The following is a 17,058-nucleotide window of genomic DNA, read 5'->3' as shown; positions in this document are numbered from 1 at the left end:
CTCTCCTCGTTTTGTTCTTATTGTTCCGCAGGGGGATACAGGGCCGACAGCAGCCGGGTGTAGATGCCCTCCGGGTCCTTCCGGAACCGGTCCGCCAGGTCCCGGGCCATGGCCTCGGTGGCGGCGGTGAGCTCCAGGTGCAGGATGCTGTCCACATCGTCCTGCAGGCGCAGCTCCACCACATAGGAGCCGTTTTCCCGGGGGATGACCCGGCTTTGCACCTGGTTTTTCCGCAGCAGGCGGCGGTTGTATTCCGCCACGTTCTTATCCGTCCGCAGGCGCACGGAGTAGGGGAGGCTGGACTCGCAGATCTCGCTGTTTTTCAGCCCCTTGGGGGTGATGGCGTAGCAGCCCTCCTCCGTCAGGCGCAGGTGCTCCGTCTGCACCAGATCGTTGAGGCACTCGGCATAGGCAAAGTAGTCGATGCCGTCGTCGCACATGGTCAGCTCCTGCATCCCCTCCGGCGGCAGAGGCTCCGACACCCGGGCGGCGATATACAGGATCAGAAACTTGATCTCCAGCTTGTCGTGAATGAATCCGGCGGCCATATGCACCCCATCCTCTCGTCTTGTTTCCTTTATTATACCGGAAATCCCCGGATTTGTACAGGCTTTTTTCCGCACCACCGCCGCCCGGCGGCCATACACTGGAGTGAAGGGCGCAGCCAGCCCCTTCATTACTTAATGGGAGGTTTATTTCATGCCTGAAAACGGAATGCCGGGCCCGGTCTGCGATCTGAGCAGCGTTCGCGAGTCCGTTTGTATCCATACACGGAAGATCTTCGACTCCTGCCGGGATAAGGACTGCGTGGAGGACCTGCGGTTCTATCCCACGGCGTCGGCCATGGAGCTGCTGTCCGGGTGCCAGATGGTCCGGGGCGGCACGGCGGAGCTGCTGTATGTGTACACCGACGTGGAGCCGGTGACCTTCAACCGGGGCTTCTACTCCATCGATATGCGGTTTTTCTATCGGGTGACGTTGCAGGTGGGCACCGGGACGCCCCGGTGCGCCGGGGCCGAGGGCCTGTGCGTGTTCGACAAGCGCTGCATCCTGTTCGGCAGCGAGGGCAGCGCCAAGATCTTCTCCTCCGACACCGTCATCGACGAGCTGGATATCCCCGGCCGGATGCGCACCAATCTGCCCACCGCCGTGGTGGAGGCCGTGGACCCCATCGTGCTGGACACCCGGGTGGACGACGGCTGCAAGCCCCGGTGCTGCGAGTGCGGCCTGACGGAGATCCCGGCCTTCATCGCCCGCAGCTTCGGCGAGGAGCTGGTGTTTGACGATGGCGGCCGCCGCCGGTTCTATGTGACCCTGGGGCAGTTCACCCTGGTGCGGCTGGAGCGGGACACCCAGCTGCTGATCCCGGTGTATGACTACTGCATCCCCCAGGCGGAGTGCAGCTGCGGCGATCAGGAGGACCCCTGCGGCCTGTTCCGCAACGTGGCCTTCCCCATCGGGGAGTTCTTCCCGCCCAGCACCCTGGAGATGCCCAAGGACTACGCCGCCACCCGCAGCTACTGCGCCTGCCACTGACCGAGAATAGCAAAGCCCCCGCCATCCGGCGGGGGCTTTTGCCTATTTTTTCTTGACCACCACGTTTTCCTCTCCCAGCCATTCCCGGCACTCCTGCAGCAGGGCCGGGTGATTCAGGCAGTGGGTGCCCAGGAGCTTTCCGGTGTCCGCCAGGCGGATCTTCACCGGGGTGGAGCCCTCAAACATGGTCATCACCAGCTTGATGTGCCGGAAGGCGGGGCTGTCGGCGCTGGGGAAGCGGAGATAGATGGTGCTCTCCCGCTGGGCCGGGCGGCGGGAGGGCTGCTCCATAGGGGGCAGGCCGCTTTCCAGGGGATACAGGGAGTCGCACATGATCTGGGGGGGCTTCTCGTCCCGGACGGACAGACGGCCCTTTACCAGCACCGGGGTGTTCACCTGCATATAGCTGCCGCACTGGTCAATGACCCGGCTGAAGCACAGCAGCTCCATGGAGGCCAGCTCATCCTCGATGGTCACATAGGCCATAAGGGTGTTGTTTTTGGTGGTGCGGGTGCGGCTGGCGGTGATGACCCCTGCCACGGTGACGTTCTGGCCGTCGGCAAAGCGCTTGGGGCCGTCCTGGCCCTCGAAATCGGACATGATGGCGTGGATGGGCACGGCCCCGGCCCGCTTGGCCAGAGGACGGTAGTCCTCCATAGGGTGGCCGGACAGGTACAGCCCCGTGGTGTCCTTCTCCATGCTCATCCGCTCCACGGCGGTGAACTCCGGGATATCCGGCAGGGGGACGCTGGACACAGAGGACCCGGAGGAGGCGGACATACCGAACAGGTCCATCTGCCCCTCCACATTTTTTCGGCGGGAGGAGGCGATGCCGTCCAGCACCCGCTCATATACGGCCACCAGCTGGGAGCGCTTGGCTCCCAGGCTGTCGAAGGCCCCGCAGCGGATGAGGTTCTCCACCGCCCGCTTGTTCATGTCCGTGCAGTCGAACATCCGCTGGCAGAAATCCTGGAAGGAGGTGAAATCACCGTCCTGCTGCCGCTGGCGCACCACCGCCTGGATGAAGCCCCGGCCGATGTTCTTCACCGCCACCAGGCCGAAGCGGATGCCCCCCTCCTCCACGGTGAACCGGTCATAGGAGCGGTTCACATCCGGCGGAAGCAGGGCGATGCCGCAGTCCTTGCACTCGGCGATATACTCGGCCACCTTGTCGGAGTTGTCCAGCACCGAGGTCAGCAGGGCGGCCATATACTCCCGGGTGAAGTGGCACTTGAAATAAGCCGTCTGATAGGCCACCACCGCATAGCTGACGGCGTGGGCCTTGTTGAAGGCGTAGTTGGCGAAGTCGTAAATTTCGTCGAAAATGGCCTGGGCCGTGGCCTCGGGGATGCCGCTGGCCACGCAGCCACGGATGTTCCGGGCGGGGTCGCCGTGGAGGAAGGCCTCCCGCTCCCGCTCCACGTCCTTGGCCTTTTTTTTGGACATGGCCCGGCGGACCATATCCGCCTGGCCCAGGGAGTAACCGGCCAGCTCCTGGAAGATCTTGATGACCTGCTCCTGATACACGATGCAGCCGTAGGTGCCGGAGAGGATCGGCTCCAGCTTGGGGTGCTTATAGGTCACCAGGGAGGGATCGTGCTTGCAGGCCACGAACCGGGGGATGGAATCCATGGGGCCGGGGCGGTACAGGGCGATGATGGCGGTGATGTCCTCGATGTTCTGGGGCTTCAGTCCCAGGCACACGCCGGTCATGCCGGAGGACTCCATCTGGAACACGCCGCCGGTTTTGCCCTGGGTCAGCATATCGAAGGTGGCCTTGTCGTCCATGGGAATGTCCGCCAGGCGGAAATCCGGGTGGTCCTTCTGGACCATTTTCACCGCGTCGTCCAGCACCGTCAGGTTCCGCAGGCCCAGAAAGTCCATTTTCAGCAGACCCAGCTCCTCCAGGGTCACCATGGTATACTGGCACACGATGGACTCGTCGTTCCGGGCCAGGGGAACGTATTCGTACACCGGCCGCTTGGTGATGACCACGCCGGCGGCGTGGGTGGAGGCGTGCCGGGGCATTCCCTCCAGGGCCCGGGCGGTGTCGATGAGCTTGTGGACCCGGGGGTCCTGCTGGTACAGGTCCGACAGCTGCTTGGACAGCTTCAGGGCATCGTTCAGGGTAATGTGGGGGCCGGTGGGCACCAGCTTGGCCACGGTGTCCGTCTCGGCATACGTCATGTTCAGCACCCGGCCCACATCCCGGATAGCGGCCCGGGCCGCCATGGTGCCGAAGGTGACGATCTGGGCCACATGGTCATCGCCATACTTGCGCCGGACATAGTCTACCACCTCGCCCCGGCGGGTGTCGCCGAAATCCATGTCGATATCCGGCATGGACACCCGCTCCGGGTTCAGGAACCGCTCGAAATAGAGGCTGTACTGCATGGGGTCGATGTCCGTGATACGCAGGCAGTAGGACACCATGCTGCCGGCGGCGGAGCCGCGGCCCGGGCCCACAGGGATCCCCGCGCCCTTGGCATAGTTCACGAAGTCCTGGACGATGAGGAAATAGTCCGTGAAGCCCATTTTCCCGATCATGTCCAGCTCATAGTCCAGCTGCCTGTGATAGGCGGGGTTCTCGCCGTAGCGCGCCCGGAAGCCACGCTGGCACAGCTCCCGCAGATAGGTGGGGGAGTCGTACCCCTCCGGCAGCTGGAACTCCGGCAGGTGATACTTGCCGAAGGTGAAGTCAAACTGGCACCGGTCGGCAATGCGCTGGGTGTTCTCCACGGCGTCGGGATAACCGGCGAACAGCTCCTCCATCTCCTCCGTGGAGCGGATGTAGAAATTCCGGGGCTCATAGCGCATGCGGTTTTCATCGTCAACAGTCTTGCCGGTCTGGATGCACAGCAGCACGTCGTGGCTCTCGGCGTCCTCCTTCCGGAGATAGTGGGCGTCATTGGTGCAGACCAGGGGAATGCCCGTCTCCTGGTGCAGGCGCAGCAGGCCCCGGTTCACCGTGGTCTGCTGGGGAATGCCGTGGTCCTGAAGCTCCAGATAGAAATTGCCACTGCCCAGAATGTCCTGCATGGTCAGGGCATATTCCTTGGCCCCCTCATAGTCGCCGCCGACCAGGCGGCGGGGAATTTCACCGGCCAGGCACGCCGACAGGCCGATGAGGCCCTCGGAATGCCGGCGCAGCAGGTCCAAATCAATGCGGGGCTTGATATAGAACCCGTCCACAAAGGCCTGGCTCACCAGGTACGACAGGTTCCGGTAACCGGTCTCGTTCTGACACAGCAGCACCAGGTGCCGGGACTCCGCGTCCAGCTCATAGGTTTTGTCCAGCCGGGTCCTCCGGGCCACATACACCTCGCACCCGATGACCGGGTGGATGCCCTGGGCCTTGCAGGCCCGGTAAAAGTCGATGGCGCCGTACATAACGCCGTGGTCCGTGATGGCCACCGCCGTCTGGCCCAGCTCCTTCACCAGCTTCGGCAGGTCCCGGATGCGGCAGGCGCCGTCCAGCAGACTGTATTCCGTGTGGACGTGCAGATGGGCAAAGGCCATATCACGCCTCCTCCAGCATATCGGTGAGGAGCTCCGCCGCCGTGACGATCAGGCGGCCGCAGTGGTCGCCGCCTGCCAGCTCCAGGGCCAGCTCCGACGGCTCCAGATCCTGGGCCCGCAGCAGCTCCCGGCAGTCCATCCGGTGGAACCGCTCCAGAAAACGCCGCTGGTACTCCTTCACCACGGCGGTGACGGCAGGGCGGTCGGTGGGGTCGGGGCACGCGGTCCCCAGCAGCATCACCGGTGCGGACACCGCGCCGCAGATGCTTCCGCAGCGGACGCCGCCGCCCATACCGGCTCCCAGGGCCATGGCCTGCTCCAAGGTCAGGCCCGCCCGGTCCCGAAAGGCGGCCAGCAGGCACTGGCTGCAGTTCAGGCCCTGCCGCCGGTAGTCCACAGCGGCCTGGCATCGTTGGGTTTTATTCATGGACATCGTTGGCCTCCTCCATTAGCTTGCGCATCCGGTGATTCATGCAGGACTTGCTCACCGGCGGGTCGCTGCGCTCTGCCAGCTGCTGCAGGGACATCTCCGGGTTATCCAGCCGCAGCCGGGCCGCCTGGCGCAGCTTCTCCGGCATTTGGGCCAGCCGCCCGCTGCTCTCCAGCCGCCGAATCCCGGCGATCTGCTCCAGGGCGGCGTCCACGGTTTTGTTGACGTTGGCCATGTCGCAGTTCATGGCCCGGTTGGCGCCGTTGCGGATCTCCTTGTCCACCTTGGCGGTCATGATGTCCATGGCCGCCGCCGGGGCGCCGATGGTGGTCAGCAGGTCCTCGATATGCTCGGACTGCTTGAAATAGATGACGCTGCTGCCGCTGCGGCGGACGCTGTGGGGCAGAAAGCCCATCTCCGTCAGCAGGGCCGAAACCTCCCGGCTGGCCTGGGTGTGGGAGGTGGCCAGCTCCAGGTGATAGCGCTTTTCCGGGTCCGTGACGCTGCCCCCGGCCAGAAAGGCCCCCCGCACAAAGGCGGTGCGGCAGCAGTCGTCCTCCAGCAGGCCGAAATTCACGTGCAGCACCAGGCTGGGGTCATAGCCCAGCAGGTCCACGATCCGGGCCAGCTTGTGGCGCTGGGTGATGCGGAAGATCAGCTTGTCCCGGGTGCCGTCCGGCAGACTGTCGAATTTCAGGGAAAAGGCCCGCTGGAACAGCCGGGGCAGCCGGGCGGCAAACTCGGGATTCTCCGTGATGATGCGCACCTCGGCGGCGGTGAAGGTGTTGCAGAACTGCAGCACCCCATAGGCCTCCGCCCGGGCGCAGCACTGCCGGGACACCGGCTGGCGGCACAGCTCGCTTTTGACTTTATATGCAAAGGACTGCATGGATGGTTCTCCTCTTACGTTTCTACGCGGTTGCAGGTGGTGCGGTGGGAGTCCCGGCAGACCAGGCGGATATTCCGCTGGTTGTGCAGCTGCACCAGCTCCCAGGCCAGATGGCCGGGATTGTGGCGTACCAGGCCGTTTTCCACCGTGGCCACCGGGCGGCTGATGATCTCCACCCCCAGGGCCTCCACGGCCTCCCGATCGCAGAAGATGGGCTCCGCCCCCTCCAGGGCGTAGCGCTGCACCACCGCCGGGGGAATGGGGGAGGAATTGGTCAGGCACAGGTCGAACAGGCCCGGGCAGGAGTGCTTGAACAGGGCGCGGATGTGGTCCGACACCGTGTAGCCCTCGGTTTCGCCGTCCTGGGTCATGACATTGCAGACGTAGACCTTCAGTGCCCGGGAGCGGCGGATGGCGTCCACAATACCGTCCACCAGCAGGTTGGGGATGATGCTGGTATACAGGCTTCCGGGGGCCAGAACGATGACCTCCGCCTGCTCCAGGGCCTCGATGGCCGCCGGAAGGGCGCGGGGATGCTCCGGGATCAGCCGCACCCGGCGGATGCGGCAGTCCTGCTCCTTCTTGCAGCGGAAGATATGGCTCTCGCCCACCACGCTGGCCCCGTTTTCAAAGGTGGCCTCCAGCTGCACGTCCGCCGTGGTCACCGGCAGCACCCGGCCGGTGATGGCCAGCACCTGGCTCATACTCTCCACGGCCCGGTCAAAGCTGGGCATGATGCCGTTCAGGGCCGCCAGAAATAGGTTGCCGAAGCTCTGCCCGGCCAGGGTCCCCTCCGGGAAGCGATAGTGCATCAGCTGGGCCATCAGAGGCTCGGCGTTGGCCAGCGCCTCCAGACAGCTGCGGATATCCCCCGGCGGGGGCATTCCCAGGTCCTGCCGCAGGCGGCCGGAGCCGCCGCCGTCATCCGCCACCGTGACGATGGCGGTGAGATTTTTCGTATACAGCTTCAGCCCCCGCAGCAGCGTGGACAGCCCTGTGCCGCCGCCGACGGCGGCGATGCGGGGGCCGTGCTCCGGGGCCACAGAATAGCAGCCGCCCATACGCGCACCTCCTTACCGGGAGATATCCCGGTGGTTTTCCGTCACCTGATAGCCCATCCGGGTGATATACTCCGCCAGCTCATGGGCCACGGCCACGGAGCGGTGGTGGCCGCCGGTGCAGCCGATGCCGATGACCAGAACGGTTTTGCCCTCCTCGCTGTACAGCGGCAGCAGGAAGGTGATCATTTTCTCCAGCTGGGCCATGAACTCGTGGGTCTGGCGGAAGGAGAACACGAAGTCCCGGACCTCCTGGTCCAGGCCGGTTTTGTTTTTCAGCTCCGCCACATAGTAGGGGTTGGGCATGAACCGCACGTCGAACACCAGGTCCGACTCGATGGGGATGCCGTGCTTGAAGCCGAAGGACAGGACGCTGACGTTGAGCCCGCCCCGGTCCGACGGGGTGCCGAACAGGTTCAGCATCTCACTGCGGAGCTTGGCCGTGGACAGGGAGGAGGTGTCCAGCACGAAATCCGCGTGATCCCGCACCGGCTGCATCAGCGCCCGTTCCCGCCGTACAGCCTCCTCCACGCTGAGGCCCTTGGCCTGCAGGGGGTGCATACGCCGGGTCTCCTTATAGCGGTTGATGATGGTGGGGGTGTCCGCCTCCAGAAACAGCATCCGGCAGTTGACGCCGCTGGCCTTCAGCTGCTCCAGGGTGTCGATGAGCATATCCGTGGGCTCGCCGGAGCGCACGTCATACACCAGGGCCACTCGGTCATACCGCCCGCTGGAGGCGGCGCAGAACCCGGCGAACTTCATCATCATCTCCGCCGGAAGATTGTCCACGGTATAGTAGCCGATGTCCTCCAGAAACGAGGCGGCCTTGCTTTTGCCGCCGCCGGACAGACCGGATATGATCAGAATTTCCATTGTATTTCCTCTTTTCCCGGGGTTATTCGCCGACGAAACGGACCTCCGGCTCCAGCCGGACGCCGTGGGCCTTGTAAACGGCCTCCTGCACCCGGCGGATCAGCTCCCGCACGTCGGCGCAGGTGGCGCTGCCGGTGTTGATGACGAAGCCCGCGTGCTTTTCCGACACCTGGGCTCCGCCCACCGTCAGGCCCTTCAGGCCCGTCTGGTCGATGAGGGTCCCGGCATAATAGCCCTCCGGCCGCTTGAAGGTGCTGCCGGCGCTGGGCCATTCCAGGGGCTGGGAGGCCCTGCGCCGGGCCATCAGGTCATCCATCCGCTGCCGGATGGCGGCGGGATCGTCCGGGGTCAGGCGCACCACGGCCCCCAGCACCACGGCTCCGTCCTCCAGAAACCGGCTGTGCCGGTAGGCAAATTCTGCCTGGTCCCCGGTGAAGCGGCGGATGCCGTCGGGGTACAGGGCGGTGACCTCCGTCACCACCTGGCGCATCTCGCCGCCGTAGGCCCCGGCGTTCATGCAAACCGCGCCGCCCAGGCTTCCGGGGATGCCGTGGGCAAATTCCAGCCCGGCCAGGCCCGCCTGCTGGGCGTATACCGCCAGGCGGCTGAGCAGGACGCCGACGTCGGCCTCCAAGGTCACGTCGTCCAGGCGGCGGATGCTCGTCATGCGTTCCGCCGTTTTGATGACCAGGGTGTCCAGCCCCCGGTCCGACACCAGCAGATTGGTGCCCCGGCCCAGCAGAAACGGCCGGATGCCGCACTCCTCCGCCAGGCCCAGCAGGATCACCAGCTGCTCCCGGCTTTCCGGAAAGGCCATGCGCCGGGCGGGGCCGCCGATGCGGAAGGAGGTGTGGCGGCTCATGGGCACGTCCCGCTCCACCGTCATGTCCGGCAGGTAATCCCGGATCTTTTCGTCCAAACGTTCATACCACTGCATAGTGATCTCCCTCAAATCCGTTTTTTCTTCCCCAGCAGGGCCGCGCCGATGATCCCCGCCTGATTGCCCAGCTGGGCCTTGACGATGCGGGTCTTTTTCCCGGCGCTGCAGGGGATGGTCTCCCGCTCCACCAGCTGCTGCAGGGGGTGGAGCAGCTGCTCATCGGACTCGTTGCTGACGCCGCCGCCGATGGCCAGGGTATCCGGCTGGAAAATATTCACCACGTTGGCGATGCCCGCCGCCAGATAGCCCACATACATGTCGCAGACCTGCTGGCCCACCGGGTCCCCCAGCCGGGCGGCCATAAACGCCGACTGGCCGGACACATGGCCGTCATGCTCCCGGATGACCCGGGCCAGGATGCTGTCGGGGTTGCCCAGCTGGGCCTGGGCGGTGAAGCGCTTCAGGGCGCTGGCGGAGGCGTATTGCTCCCAGCAGCCCCGGCGGCCGCAGGGGCAGGGGAGACCCTGATAGTCGATGCAGGTGTGGCCCACCTCACCGGCCATGCCGTTGCCGCCGTGGAAAATTTTTCCGTTGTGGATAATCCCGGCGCCGATGCCGGTGCCCAGGGTGATGGTGACAAAGCGCTTGCTGCCCTGGCCCGCTCCGGCGTGAAATTCCGCCAGGGCGGCGCAGTTGGCGTCGTTTTCCACATACAGGTGCAGCCCCAGCCGCCGCTTGAACAGCTTGCGCAGGGGAATGTTCCGCAGGGGCAGGTTGCAGGTGTATACGATGGACCCGGTGCGGATGTCCACCACTCCCGGGACGCCCGCCCCCACGGAGGCGATCTCCTCCATGGGCACGCCGCCCTCCTGGGCCAGTTCCCGGGTCAGGGCCACCAGGGTGTCCGTCAGGGCGTCGGGGTCCGATACCTCGCGGATCTTCATGGTTTTCACGGCCAGCAGAAGGCCGTCCTCGTCCACAAGACCGGCCTTCAGGTTGGTGCCGCCGATGTCGATGCCGATATAGTTCATTGCTTCTCCTTGGCCTGCCGGGCCAGCTCATCCATTTTCTTGTCAAACTGGGTCATGAAGTCCCGGGCGGAGTTGTAGCCGTACCGCATCTGGCGGTTCTTCATGGCGGCGATCTCCACGATACCGGCCAGGTTCCGCCCCGGCCGCACGGGGATGGTCACATAGGGCAGCTGCACCCCCAGAATGGTGTAGGTGTCGCCCTCCAGGCCCAGCCGGTCATAGAACTTACCGTCCTGCCAGGGCTCCAGATGGATCACGATCTCGATGTCGGAGTCAAACTGCACCGCGCCCATACCGAACAGCTGCTGCACGTCGATGATGCCGATACCCCGGATCTCAATGTAGTGGCGGATGATCTCCGGGGCCGAGCCGTACAGGGAGTCGGAAATGCGGCGAATTTCCACCGCGTCGTCGGCCACCAGCCGGTGGCCGCGCTTGAGCAGCTCGATGGCGGTTTCGCTTTTGCCGATGCCGGAGTCGCCGATCATCAGCACGCCTTGGCCATAGATGTTCATCAGCACGCCGTGGCGGGTGATCTGGGGGGCCAGGGCCCGGTTCAGATAGTCGATGATGTGGCTGGTCAGCTCCACGGTGGTCTTTTCCGTCCGCAGCAGGGTGCGCCCGTGCTTGCGGGCAATCTCCATCAGCTCGGGAAAAATCTCCATATTCCGGGCAATGATCAGGGCCGGGATCTCGCAGCGCAGCAGATCCTCGAATACCTTTCTCCGCTGCTCCAGGGGCATGGCCTTCAGGAAGGTAAACTCCGCCTTGCCCAGAATCTGCAGGCGTTTTGGCTCGAAGTAGTCATAAAAGCCCACCAGCTGCAGGGCCGGGCGGTTCACATCGGGGATGGTGATCATCCGGGTGTCATAGTCCAGGCCCTTGTAGACCACCTCCAGATCAAAATCCTTCACCAGTTGGCTGAGGCTGGCCGGGTCGCGTCTTACTTTTTCCATATATGGGTCCTCCATCCGGTGCGTTGTCCCGCACCTGCACATACCTATAATTATATGTCATTATACCGTATATGTGCCTTTTTCGCAAGTCCTATGGGGAGGGTCGAATTTTTTTCGGGTTTTTGTCAAATAATGCATACCCACACCGGAAAACAGTGTACCCGCACTGCAAAAATGTGTACCCGCACTGCAAAATGCATCTTGACATTCGGACCGAAAAAACGTATAATAGACGGGATGACGGGGTGTAGCGCAGTTGGTAGCGCGCTTGGTTCGGGACCAAGAGGCCCGGGGTTCAAATCCCCGCACTCCGACCAAAAAGGGAGGCTAAAAAAGATATTGGGTGTAAAAGCCCAGTGTTTTCAAGGCTTCCGAGGCCCGTAGATGAGTAAATCTACGGGCCTCATTTTATCGATATTTGACCTTGCGCTATTCACTCTGATAAGAGTCAAACCCGCGGGTATCAGATGATATAGAGAACGGAAAAGAGCGGCGGTGTTTCCTGCGGGGAATATTTGCCGCTTTTTCTTTTCTGCCGGAATCTCAAAAGAGGTTCCGGCTTTTTCATTTTCAGGGGAGGAATGAGTTTGGAAAATAAATATTTTGCAGAGTTAGCCCGCCGCCTGCGGGCAGCTGGAATCACCGCAGGCCATCCGGAGAAGAACCGGCTGACAGTGCTGCTGAACAACCAGCCGGTTCTCTCTGTTTCGGCGGGGAGTGATGTGTTCCTCCTCCCTGCCGGAAGCAATCAGCCGGAAGCCGGTGAACTATACCATAAAGTTGCCCAGACTGCAGATGAAGTGTATGCCTATGTTGAAGCGGTCCAGACCGCCCCCCTCCTTCATGCCAGCGGTCTGAGTGAGAAATTCCATCTGCTGGCGGATTTTGGCGGCGCAGTGCTGGCTGGGCGTGAATTGGAAAACGGCTGGGGTTATCAATTTGTCACATGGATCTGGGATCATGACAGGACCAGGGTGAGTCATGGACATTATTATGAGGAGGATTTCCAAGGAGCCAAACAGGACTTCGCCGTCCGCTCCGGGCTGATCTCCAAAGCCCAGCTTTTTTCACCGGAGGAGTTAACCCAGCTCTATCGGGCCACAGATTATCTGCTGGATGAGGGACCTGAGCCGGAGGATGGCCAGCTCAAGGCCCTGCAGACTTCAAGAACAAAGATCGAATACACCGTCCCGGATCTGGCAGAGCGTTTGGAGCAAAGCCAGGGACAGGAACCACAAATGAATCTGTAAGAGTACCGGAAGAACGGGGCCTGCATCTGCTGATAGGCAGATAAGCAGGCCCCATTTTTTATGCGGAAAGGAACAGCAATGACAAAATATTTTTCACAAGACACTCCGTTGGCCGGTTTGGAACGGATGATGATGAGTGTTCCCGGCTTTCAGAAACGGGGCGGCGGGATGATGGTCCTGTGCAGATTCCATTACAAAAAAGAGGATGTGGACTGCACCTACTGCCGGAGCTATATGCGGCACACCTGTCAGGAATCTGTTTGCCCATACATTCCGGAGCGGTTGGAAGCAGGGACTATTGGCTATCAGGAGCTTGCGGAGAGATGCCTCCGCATGGCAGGCCACCAGAAGTTATGGAAGCGGGCCAGCTCTCTTTCCAAAGGGAATACGCTTCCTCTTGCGCTGGAACCGGCCCATCGGCACAGGCTGTCTGAGTGGCCGGAGGCCGGCACAGCCTCTATCTGCCCCCAGAAGCTGGCGGCGGTTTATCTGCTCTCCTCCCGCATCGGGCTCTGGCGGAGAGTGCTTCCCCATATATCTCACGGCAGGATCGACTTCTCCTCCGTTTCCCTGCGGGGGATCGACCCGAGGGACTATCCGGTGTACAGAGCAGCCAAGGGCCTCTACTGCGGGAAGCTGCTCATTACCTCCGCAGAATTGGCGGACGAGGAACAGGTTAGCAGCGAAGCCTTCGGTGATATTCTCAACGCTATGCTGATCGCCCGGTATGGAAAAACGATCATAGCTGCGGAGGTGAAAAAATGAGATATGTGCTCCAAGTGGTACTGAGCAACGCCCAGCATCCGGAATATGGACAGGCCACGATCCCCTTCCCCATTCCCAATCAGAACTATGACAGCACGATAGAGCTGTTGGGACCCCTGGAGATCGGCGATACACTCCGGCAGGATTGTCAGGTGGATGAGTTGGACAGCTTCTATACCGTCCTGAACACTCTGATCGGCACACAGGTCACCCTTGATGAGCTGGACTATCTGGCCAAGCGGCTGGACAGCTTCGATGACGGAGAGGCCGCCCAGTTCCAGGGGATGGCCCACAAGCTGGGGCTCTCGGAAATAAAGGATCTCATCAATCTGACCTTCTGCTGTCAGAAGATCACTGTGATCACCGATTTTTCCGACCTTGAAAAAATCGGGCGTGAACATTACATGAATTTGAATGGGGGCTGTGCCAGAACAGAAGATCTGGAGGCGCTGGATGGAACCGAAACCGCCTATTTGCTCATCGACAGCGAAGCCGGGACAGTCACCCCCTACGGCGTGGTCTACGACAACGGCATGAAATTGGAGCCGCTCTACAATGGGCGGCAGTTTCCGGAATATCTTTATGACAACAGCGGCATGGGATTGAAAATTGTACCGGCAGAAAACCAAGCCCCGGAGCTGCTTTGGCTCCCCGCGTCAGAGCAGCAGATTCGCCGCACCCTGCTGCGGACAGGCTGGCAGGATCCTGACCATGCGGACTACACGATAGATGTATTCCTGCTTCAGAAAGAGGTCGGCGAGATACTGGATGAAAAGCGGGACAGCCTGGATTCACTCAATGCCATGTGCGGAGCCATTGCAAAACTGGATCAAAAAGGCAGGGCCAAGCTGGAAGCTGTAATCATATTCGCAGAACCTGAGAATGCCGGTGAGATCTGTCGTTTGGCTGAAAATCTGGATCAGTTCGACTTTATTCCCGGCGTCCACACTCCAAAAGAATATGGGAAATACATGATCCAAGAGTCCGGCCGGTTTGGATATGATGACCATCTGGATGCCTTCTACGATTATGAGGGCTATGGGCAGCACCGCATCCAACAGGAAAATGGCCGTTTCAGCGCCTATGGTTATGTGTCCTATTTCGGAGTAATGGCTCTGGAGGAATTGATGTCGGAAGACCCGGCCGAAGCATATCAAGCGCAACAGGGCCTTCAGTGGGGGAGAATAGAATGAGGCATCTGAAATTGAGGACCATCTGTCGTGGTGGTGTTCATAAAGAAATCGGATTGAATGGTGCAGCGGTAATCAGCTGTATTTTCAAGGCCAAAAAATTCAGATAGCTATTGCTGTCAGAGTGTGGTAGTGTTCGTGTCGAATACCGAATGACTGGGGATAAGGAGGTGCAGATATTGAGAATGACTTTAGATGAACTGATCAACGCTATGGAACCGCAAGCCCGGAAGGATAAAGCCCTAATCTCCAAATGCGTTGACGGCCTGACAGAATATGCCGCAGAGCTGCGGCAGAAAGCAGGAGATGCAGGCAAGGAACAGATTTCCGCCCTCCGCCGCTTGGTAGACGAACTGGCAGGCTACTGGGGCTTAGATGCCAAAACAGTAGACCATGTGACGGCCTTTGACCGGAAGATACAGGAAGTGGATCAGGCAGTTCACCAATGGACTCCTACACAGGAGCATAGGGACGCTGTGATACAGGGGTTATACCTCTACGCGATTGATATGATTTCCAGTCTGGGGTCCGATGGCGCCAGAGAATCGGTGACAGAATGTGAAAGGCTGATGCGGGAAATTGCTGGATTCTGGGGCTATGAGTCTCCTGCGCTGGATGATTTATACGCCCAGATAAGAGCCTCCCTCAAAGATCAGGAAGCATGGGAAAATACGGTGGAAATAGGAGGGATACAATGACCATCAATGTCTGGAGCGATTCCATGCAGCACATCGAACTGCTTGGGAAGCCCGCTTTGTTTTCAGATTCAAGGGTGGATCGATCTACCGTGCCAGATGGCTGGTATGTCTACGATCTGCGTGGCAGTGACTATGACCCCGATTTGATCAGTACGCTGGAGGCGCGGGTTATCGTCAACTATGCTGGTTCCATCCTTACGCCGGAACCAGTCATCTTCCCCGATGGTCAGGATTACCTTGATGTTAAGGGACAAACCGATTTTCTTGATGAGGAAATCACCCTTATAGATTTTTGCCGCCAGCATGAAATGCCAATCCCCTCCCGTTATCAGATCAGGCCCGCTTCTTTCGATGAAGCGGGCCTTTTCTATGCCATGAAGCCGGAGGAGGACCAGCGGCTTGGCTGCATCGGTCATGTCCGAATGGACTTTGGTCACCGGGGGAAGGAGTTCTGGCATACATGGTGGCCCCGAGGCCCCGAGGAGCTGAATTCTCCGGAATTCAAGGCGGAATTGCAGCAGGTCGTGGATGAACTGCATACCGGCGTCCTGAAGGACCTGTCCAGCATGAGCAAATACTGCTGGAGCCACGGCGGTGAGGTTGGCAACTGGCCATCGAACTACGGCTACATCGTAGAGACGGAGAATTACCGCTACTGTCTGCGCTGCAACCCTGTCCCCGGCGACTATCAGGCATACCTGACGGCCTTTGATCTCCGAGTCCAGCGGCAGAATCTGGCGGAGCAGGCGGCGGTGATAGGCCGGGTGACATTTGCCAGCGGCGAACAGCAGGAATATACGGATGCGGAGACTTTCCTCCAATGCATCCGAGATGAGCTTCCGAATCACCCTGTTACCGGCTTCCGCTACGAAACCCTGACCGATGATCCCGCAATCCGCAAGCAGGTGGACGATATCCTGTACGACCTCTACGGCGAGGAGAATCCCCGCCCGCTGGAGGATTATGAAAATACGCCCCAAGAGGGCATGACGATGGGAGGAATGACCTGATGAACAATGTGCCGAGAGAATGGCTGGCTTTTCTGCGGAACCAGTACCCCGCTGGGAGCCGAATCAAGCTCAGAGAGATGAAAGATCCGTATCACCCAGTGCCGTCCGGCACCATGGGCACGCTGGAAAGTATCGACGACATCGGACAATTCCATGTGAAGTGGGACAATGGCAGTTGTCTGGCCCTAATCATCGGAGAGGACAGTTTTTCCGTCCTGCCGCCTGAGCCCACCACTATGAAGTTGTATATGCCCCTTACAGCCGATCTCTATGAGCGGAACGAATGGGGCGACATCGAGGACACCGGCACAGAATTGGAGGGTAACGGCCTCCGTAATTACGAGGGCCAGATACTCAAGGCCCTCGTTGGAAACCGTATGCCGGAGGAAAACGAAAACGGCATCATGCACTGGTATGATGTGGATGATGAGGTCAACAGGAAGGTGCGTTCTGCTGTGTTCACCGTAGAGGAGCGCAATGGACAGCTCTGGGGTGTGGCAGAATGCCGCGTGGTCGGAGAACTTTCCGCCCACGAACTGGATACCCTCAAGGAGTACATCTCAGGTCAGGCATCGGACGGCTGGGGCGAAGGCTTTGAACAGCGTGAGATTTCTGTGGATGGCGGAGAGCTCTATGTTCATCTGTGGAACAGCGATGACTGGAGCATCCAGACAGAGAAAGAACTGTTTGCGCCCAGAATTGCAAAGGGACTGCCGGAACTGTGCTTCTCTACCTTGCTCACCACCGGCCAGCTGATCTGCATCAAGCGCGGCGAAACCGGGTACTACCCCTCTGATTGGGATACCGGAGATAAAGAGAAAAATGTAGAACTGGCTGACCAGCTGAATGAGGAGATGGGTGTCACCATGTGGCAGCGTAAGGCCATGGAGGTGGGCAGTATGCACGGCTTATCTTAGAACTGGGATAAGCCGTGTAATCCCGTGAGTTTTGTTATCCGAGGAGTTTTCATATC

16 protein-coding genes and 1 tRNA gene are annotated in these 17,058 nt (G+C 60.7%); 8 read left to right on the top strand and 9 right to left on the bottom strand.

Translation table 11 applies throughout. The features are described 5' to 3' along the window. Positions 1–17 precede the first annotated feature (17 nt). Positions 18–548, bottom strand: coding sequence for a DUF4364 family protein (locus tag LKD37_RS06520; RefSeq protein ID WP_302928466.1), 531 nt, complete (start codon positions 546–548; stop codon positions 18–20). A 151-nt stretch (positions 549–699) separates the two neighbouring features. Between LKD37_RS06520 and LKD37_RS06515 the strand changes: the two genes are divergently transcribed. Continuing rightward, positions 700–1,536, top strand: coding sequence for a hypothetical protein (locus LKD37_RS06515; protein ID WP_302928465.1), 837 nt, complete (start codon positions 700–702; stop codon positions 1,534–1,536). A gap of 42 nt (positions 1,537–1,578) precedes the next feature. Here LKD37_RS06515 and LKD37_RS06510 read toward each other — a convergent pair whose 3' ends face one another. The 8 genes from LKD37_RS06510 to hprK are packed head-to-tail and all read right to left on the bottom strand — an operon-like array spanning position 1,579 to position 11,172. Beyond that, positions 1,579–5,055: a DNA polymerase III subunit alpha gene (locus LKD37_RS06510; protein WP_302928464.1), complete on the bottom strand. Its 3,477-nt coding sequence runs from the start codon at positions 5,053–5,055 to the stop codon at positions 1,579–1,581. 1 nt (position 5,056) lies between these two features. Continuing rightward, positions 5,057–5,488, bottom strand: a complete 432-nt coding sequence (locus tag LKD37_RS06505) for a C-GCAxxG-C-C family protein (protein ID WP_302928463.1) — start codon at positions 5,486–5,488, stop codon at positions 5,057–5,059. Then, entirely contained in the window at positions 5,475–6,374 is a 900-nt protein-coding gene (gene whiA, locus LKD37_RS06500) for a DNA-binding protein WhiA (protein WP_302928462.1), read from the bottom strand. The genes LKD37_RS06505 and whiA overlap by 14 nt, the downstream gene beginning before the upstream one ends. 14 nt (positions 6,375–6,388) lie before the next feature. Then, positions 6,389–7,435: a gluconeogenesis factor YvcK family protein gene (locus LKD37_RS06495; protein ID WP_302928461.1), complete on the bottom strand. Its 1,047-nt coding sequence runs from the start codon at positions 7,433–7,435 to the stop codon at positions 6,389–6,391. A 12-nt stretch (positions 7,436–7,447) separates the two neighbouring features. Next, positions 7,448–8,305 (bottom strand): RNase adapter RapZ, encoded by an 858-nt coding sequence (rapZ, locus tag LKD37_RS06490; protein ID WP_302928460.1) that lies wholly within the window; start codon positions 8,303–8,305, stop codon positions 7,448–7,450. 22 nt (positions 8,306–8,327) lie between these two features. Then, positions 8,328–9,242 (bottom strand): UDP-N-acetylmuramate dehydrogenase, encoded by a 915-nt coding sequence (gene murB, locus LKD37_RS06485; protein WP_302928459.1) that lies wholly within the window; start codon positions 9,240–9,242, stop codon positions 8,328–8,330. 11 nt (positions 9,243–9,253) lie between these two features. Further along, positions 9,254–10,216 carry an ROK family protein gene (locus LKD37_RS06480; RefSeq protein WP_302928458.1) on the bottom strand — a complete coding sequence of 321 codons (963 nt, stop codon included), beginning with the start codon at positions 10,214–10,216 and terminating at the stop codon, positions 9,254–9,256. After that, a complete protein-coding gene (hprK, locus tag LKD37_RS06475) occupies positions 10,213–11,172 on the bottom strand; it encodes an HPr(Ser) kinase/phosphatase (RefSeq protein WP_302928456.1) in 960 nt (319 codons plus the stop codon). The genes LKD37_RS06480 and hprK overlap by 4 nt, the downstream gene beginning before the upstream one ends. Before the next feature lie 241 nt (positions 11,173–11,413). Here hprK and LKD37_RS06470 point away from each other — a divergent pair. From LKD37_RS06470 to LKD37_RS06440, 7 genes are all read left to right on the top strand, one after another. Then, positions 11,414–11,489 (top strand) — tRNA-Pro (locus tag LKD37_RS06470). 270 nt (positions 11,490–11,759) lie between these two features. Next, positions 11,760–12,422, top strand: a complete 663-nt coding sequence (locus LKD37_RS06465; protein ID WP_302928454.1) for a hypothetical protein — start codon at positions 11,760–11,762, stop codon at positions 12,420–12,422. Between the two features lie 117 nt (positions 12,423–12,539). Beyond that, complete coding sequence (locus LKD37_RS06460; protein WP_302928453.1) at positions 12,540–13,187, top strand: hypothetical protein; 648 nt, start codon at positions 12,540–12,542, stop codon at positions 13,185–13,187. After that, on the top strand, positions 13,184–14,380 hold the full coding sequence (locus LKD37_RS06455) for an antirestriction protein ArdA (RefSeq protein WP_302928452.1): 1,197 nt from the start codon (positions 13,184–13,186) through the stop codon (positions 14,378–14,380). The genes LKD37_RS06460 and LKD37_RS06455 overlap by 4 nt, the downstream gene beginning before the upstream one ends. A gap of 182 nt (positions 14,381–14,562) precedes the next feature. Beyond that, complete coding sequence (locus LKD37_RS06450) at positions 14,563–15,075, top strand: hypothetical protein (RefSeq protein ID WP_069432203.1); 513 nt, start codon at positions 14,563–14,565, stop codon at positions 15,073–15,075. After that, positions 15,072–16,085, top strand: coding sequence for an LPD28 domain-containing protein (locus LKD37_RS06445; RefSeq protein WP_302928451.1), 1,014 nt, complete (start codon positions 15,072–15,074; stop codon positions 16,083–16,085). Before LKD37_RS06450 ends, LKD37_RS06445 begins: the two co-directional genes overlap by 4 nt. Beyond that, a complete protein-coding gene (locus LKD37_RS06440; RefSeq protein ID WP_302928450.1) occupies positions 16,085–17,002 on the top strand; it encodes a DUF4314 domain-containing protein in 918 nt (305 codons plus the stop codon). Before LKD37_RS06445 ends, LKD37_RS06440 begins: the two co-directional genes overlap by 1 nt. The last annotated feature ends 56 nt before the right edge of the window (positions 17,003–17,058 follow it).

The sequence above is a fragment of the Brotocaccenecus cirricatena genome (assembly GCF_020687045.1).
GTDB lineage: Bacteria > Bacillota > Clostridia > Oscillospirales > Oscillospiraceae > Vescimonas > Vescimonas cirricatena.
The sequence above is the reverse complement of the archived record's forward strand: the minus strand, read 5'-3'. Positions and strand labels throughout refer to the sequence as shown.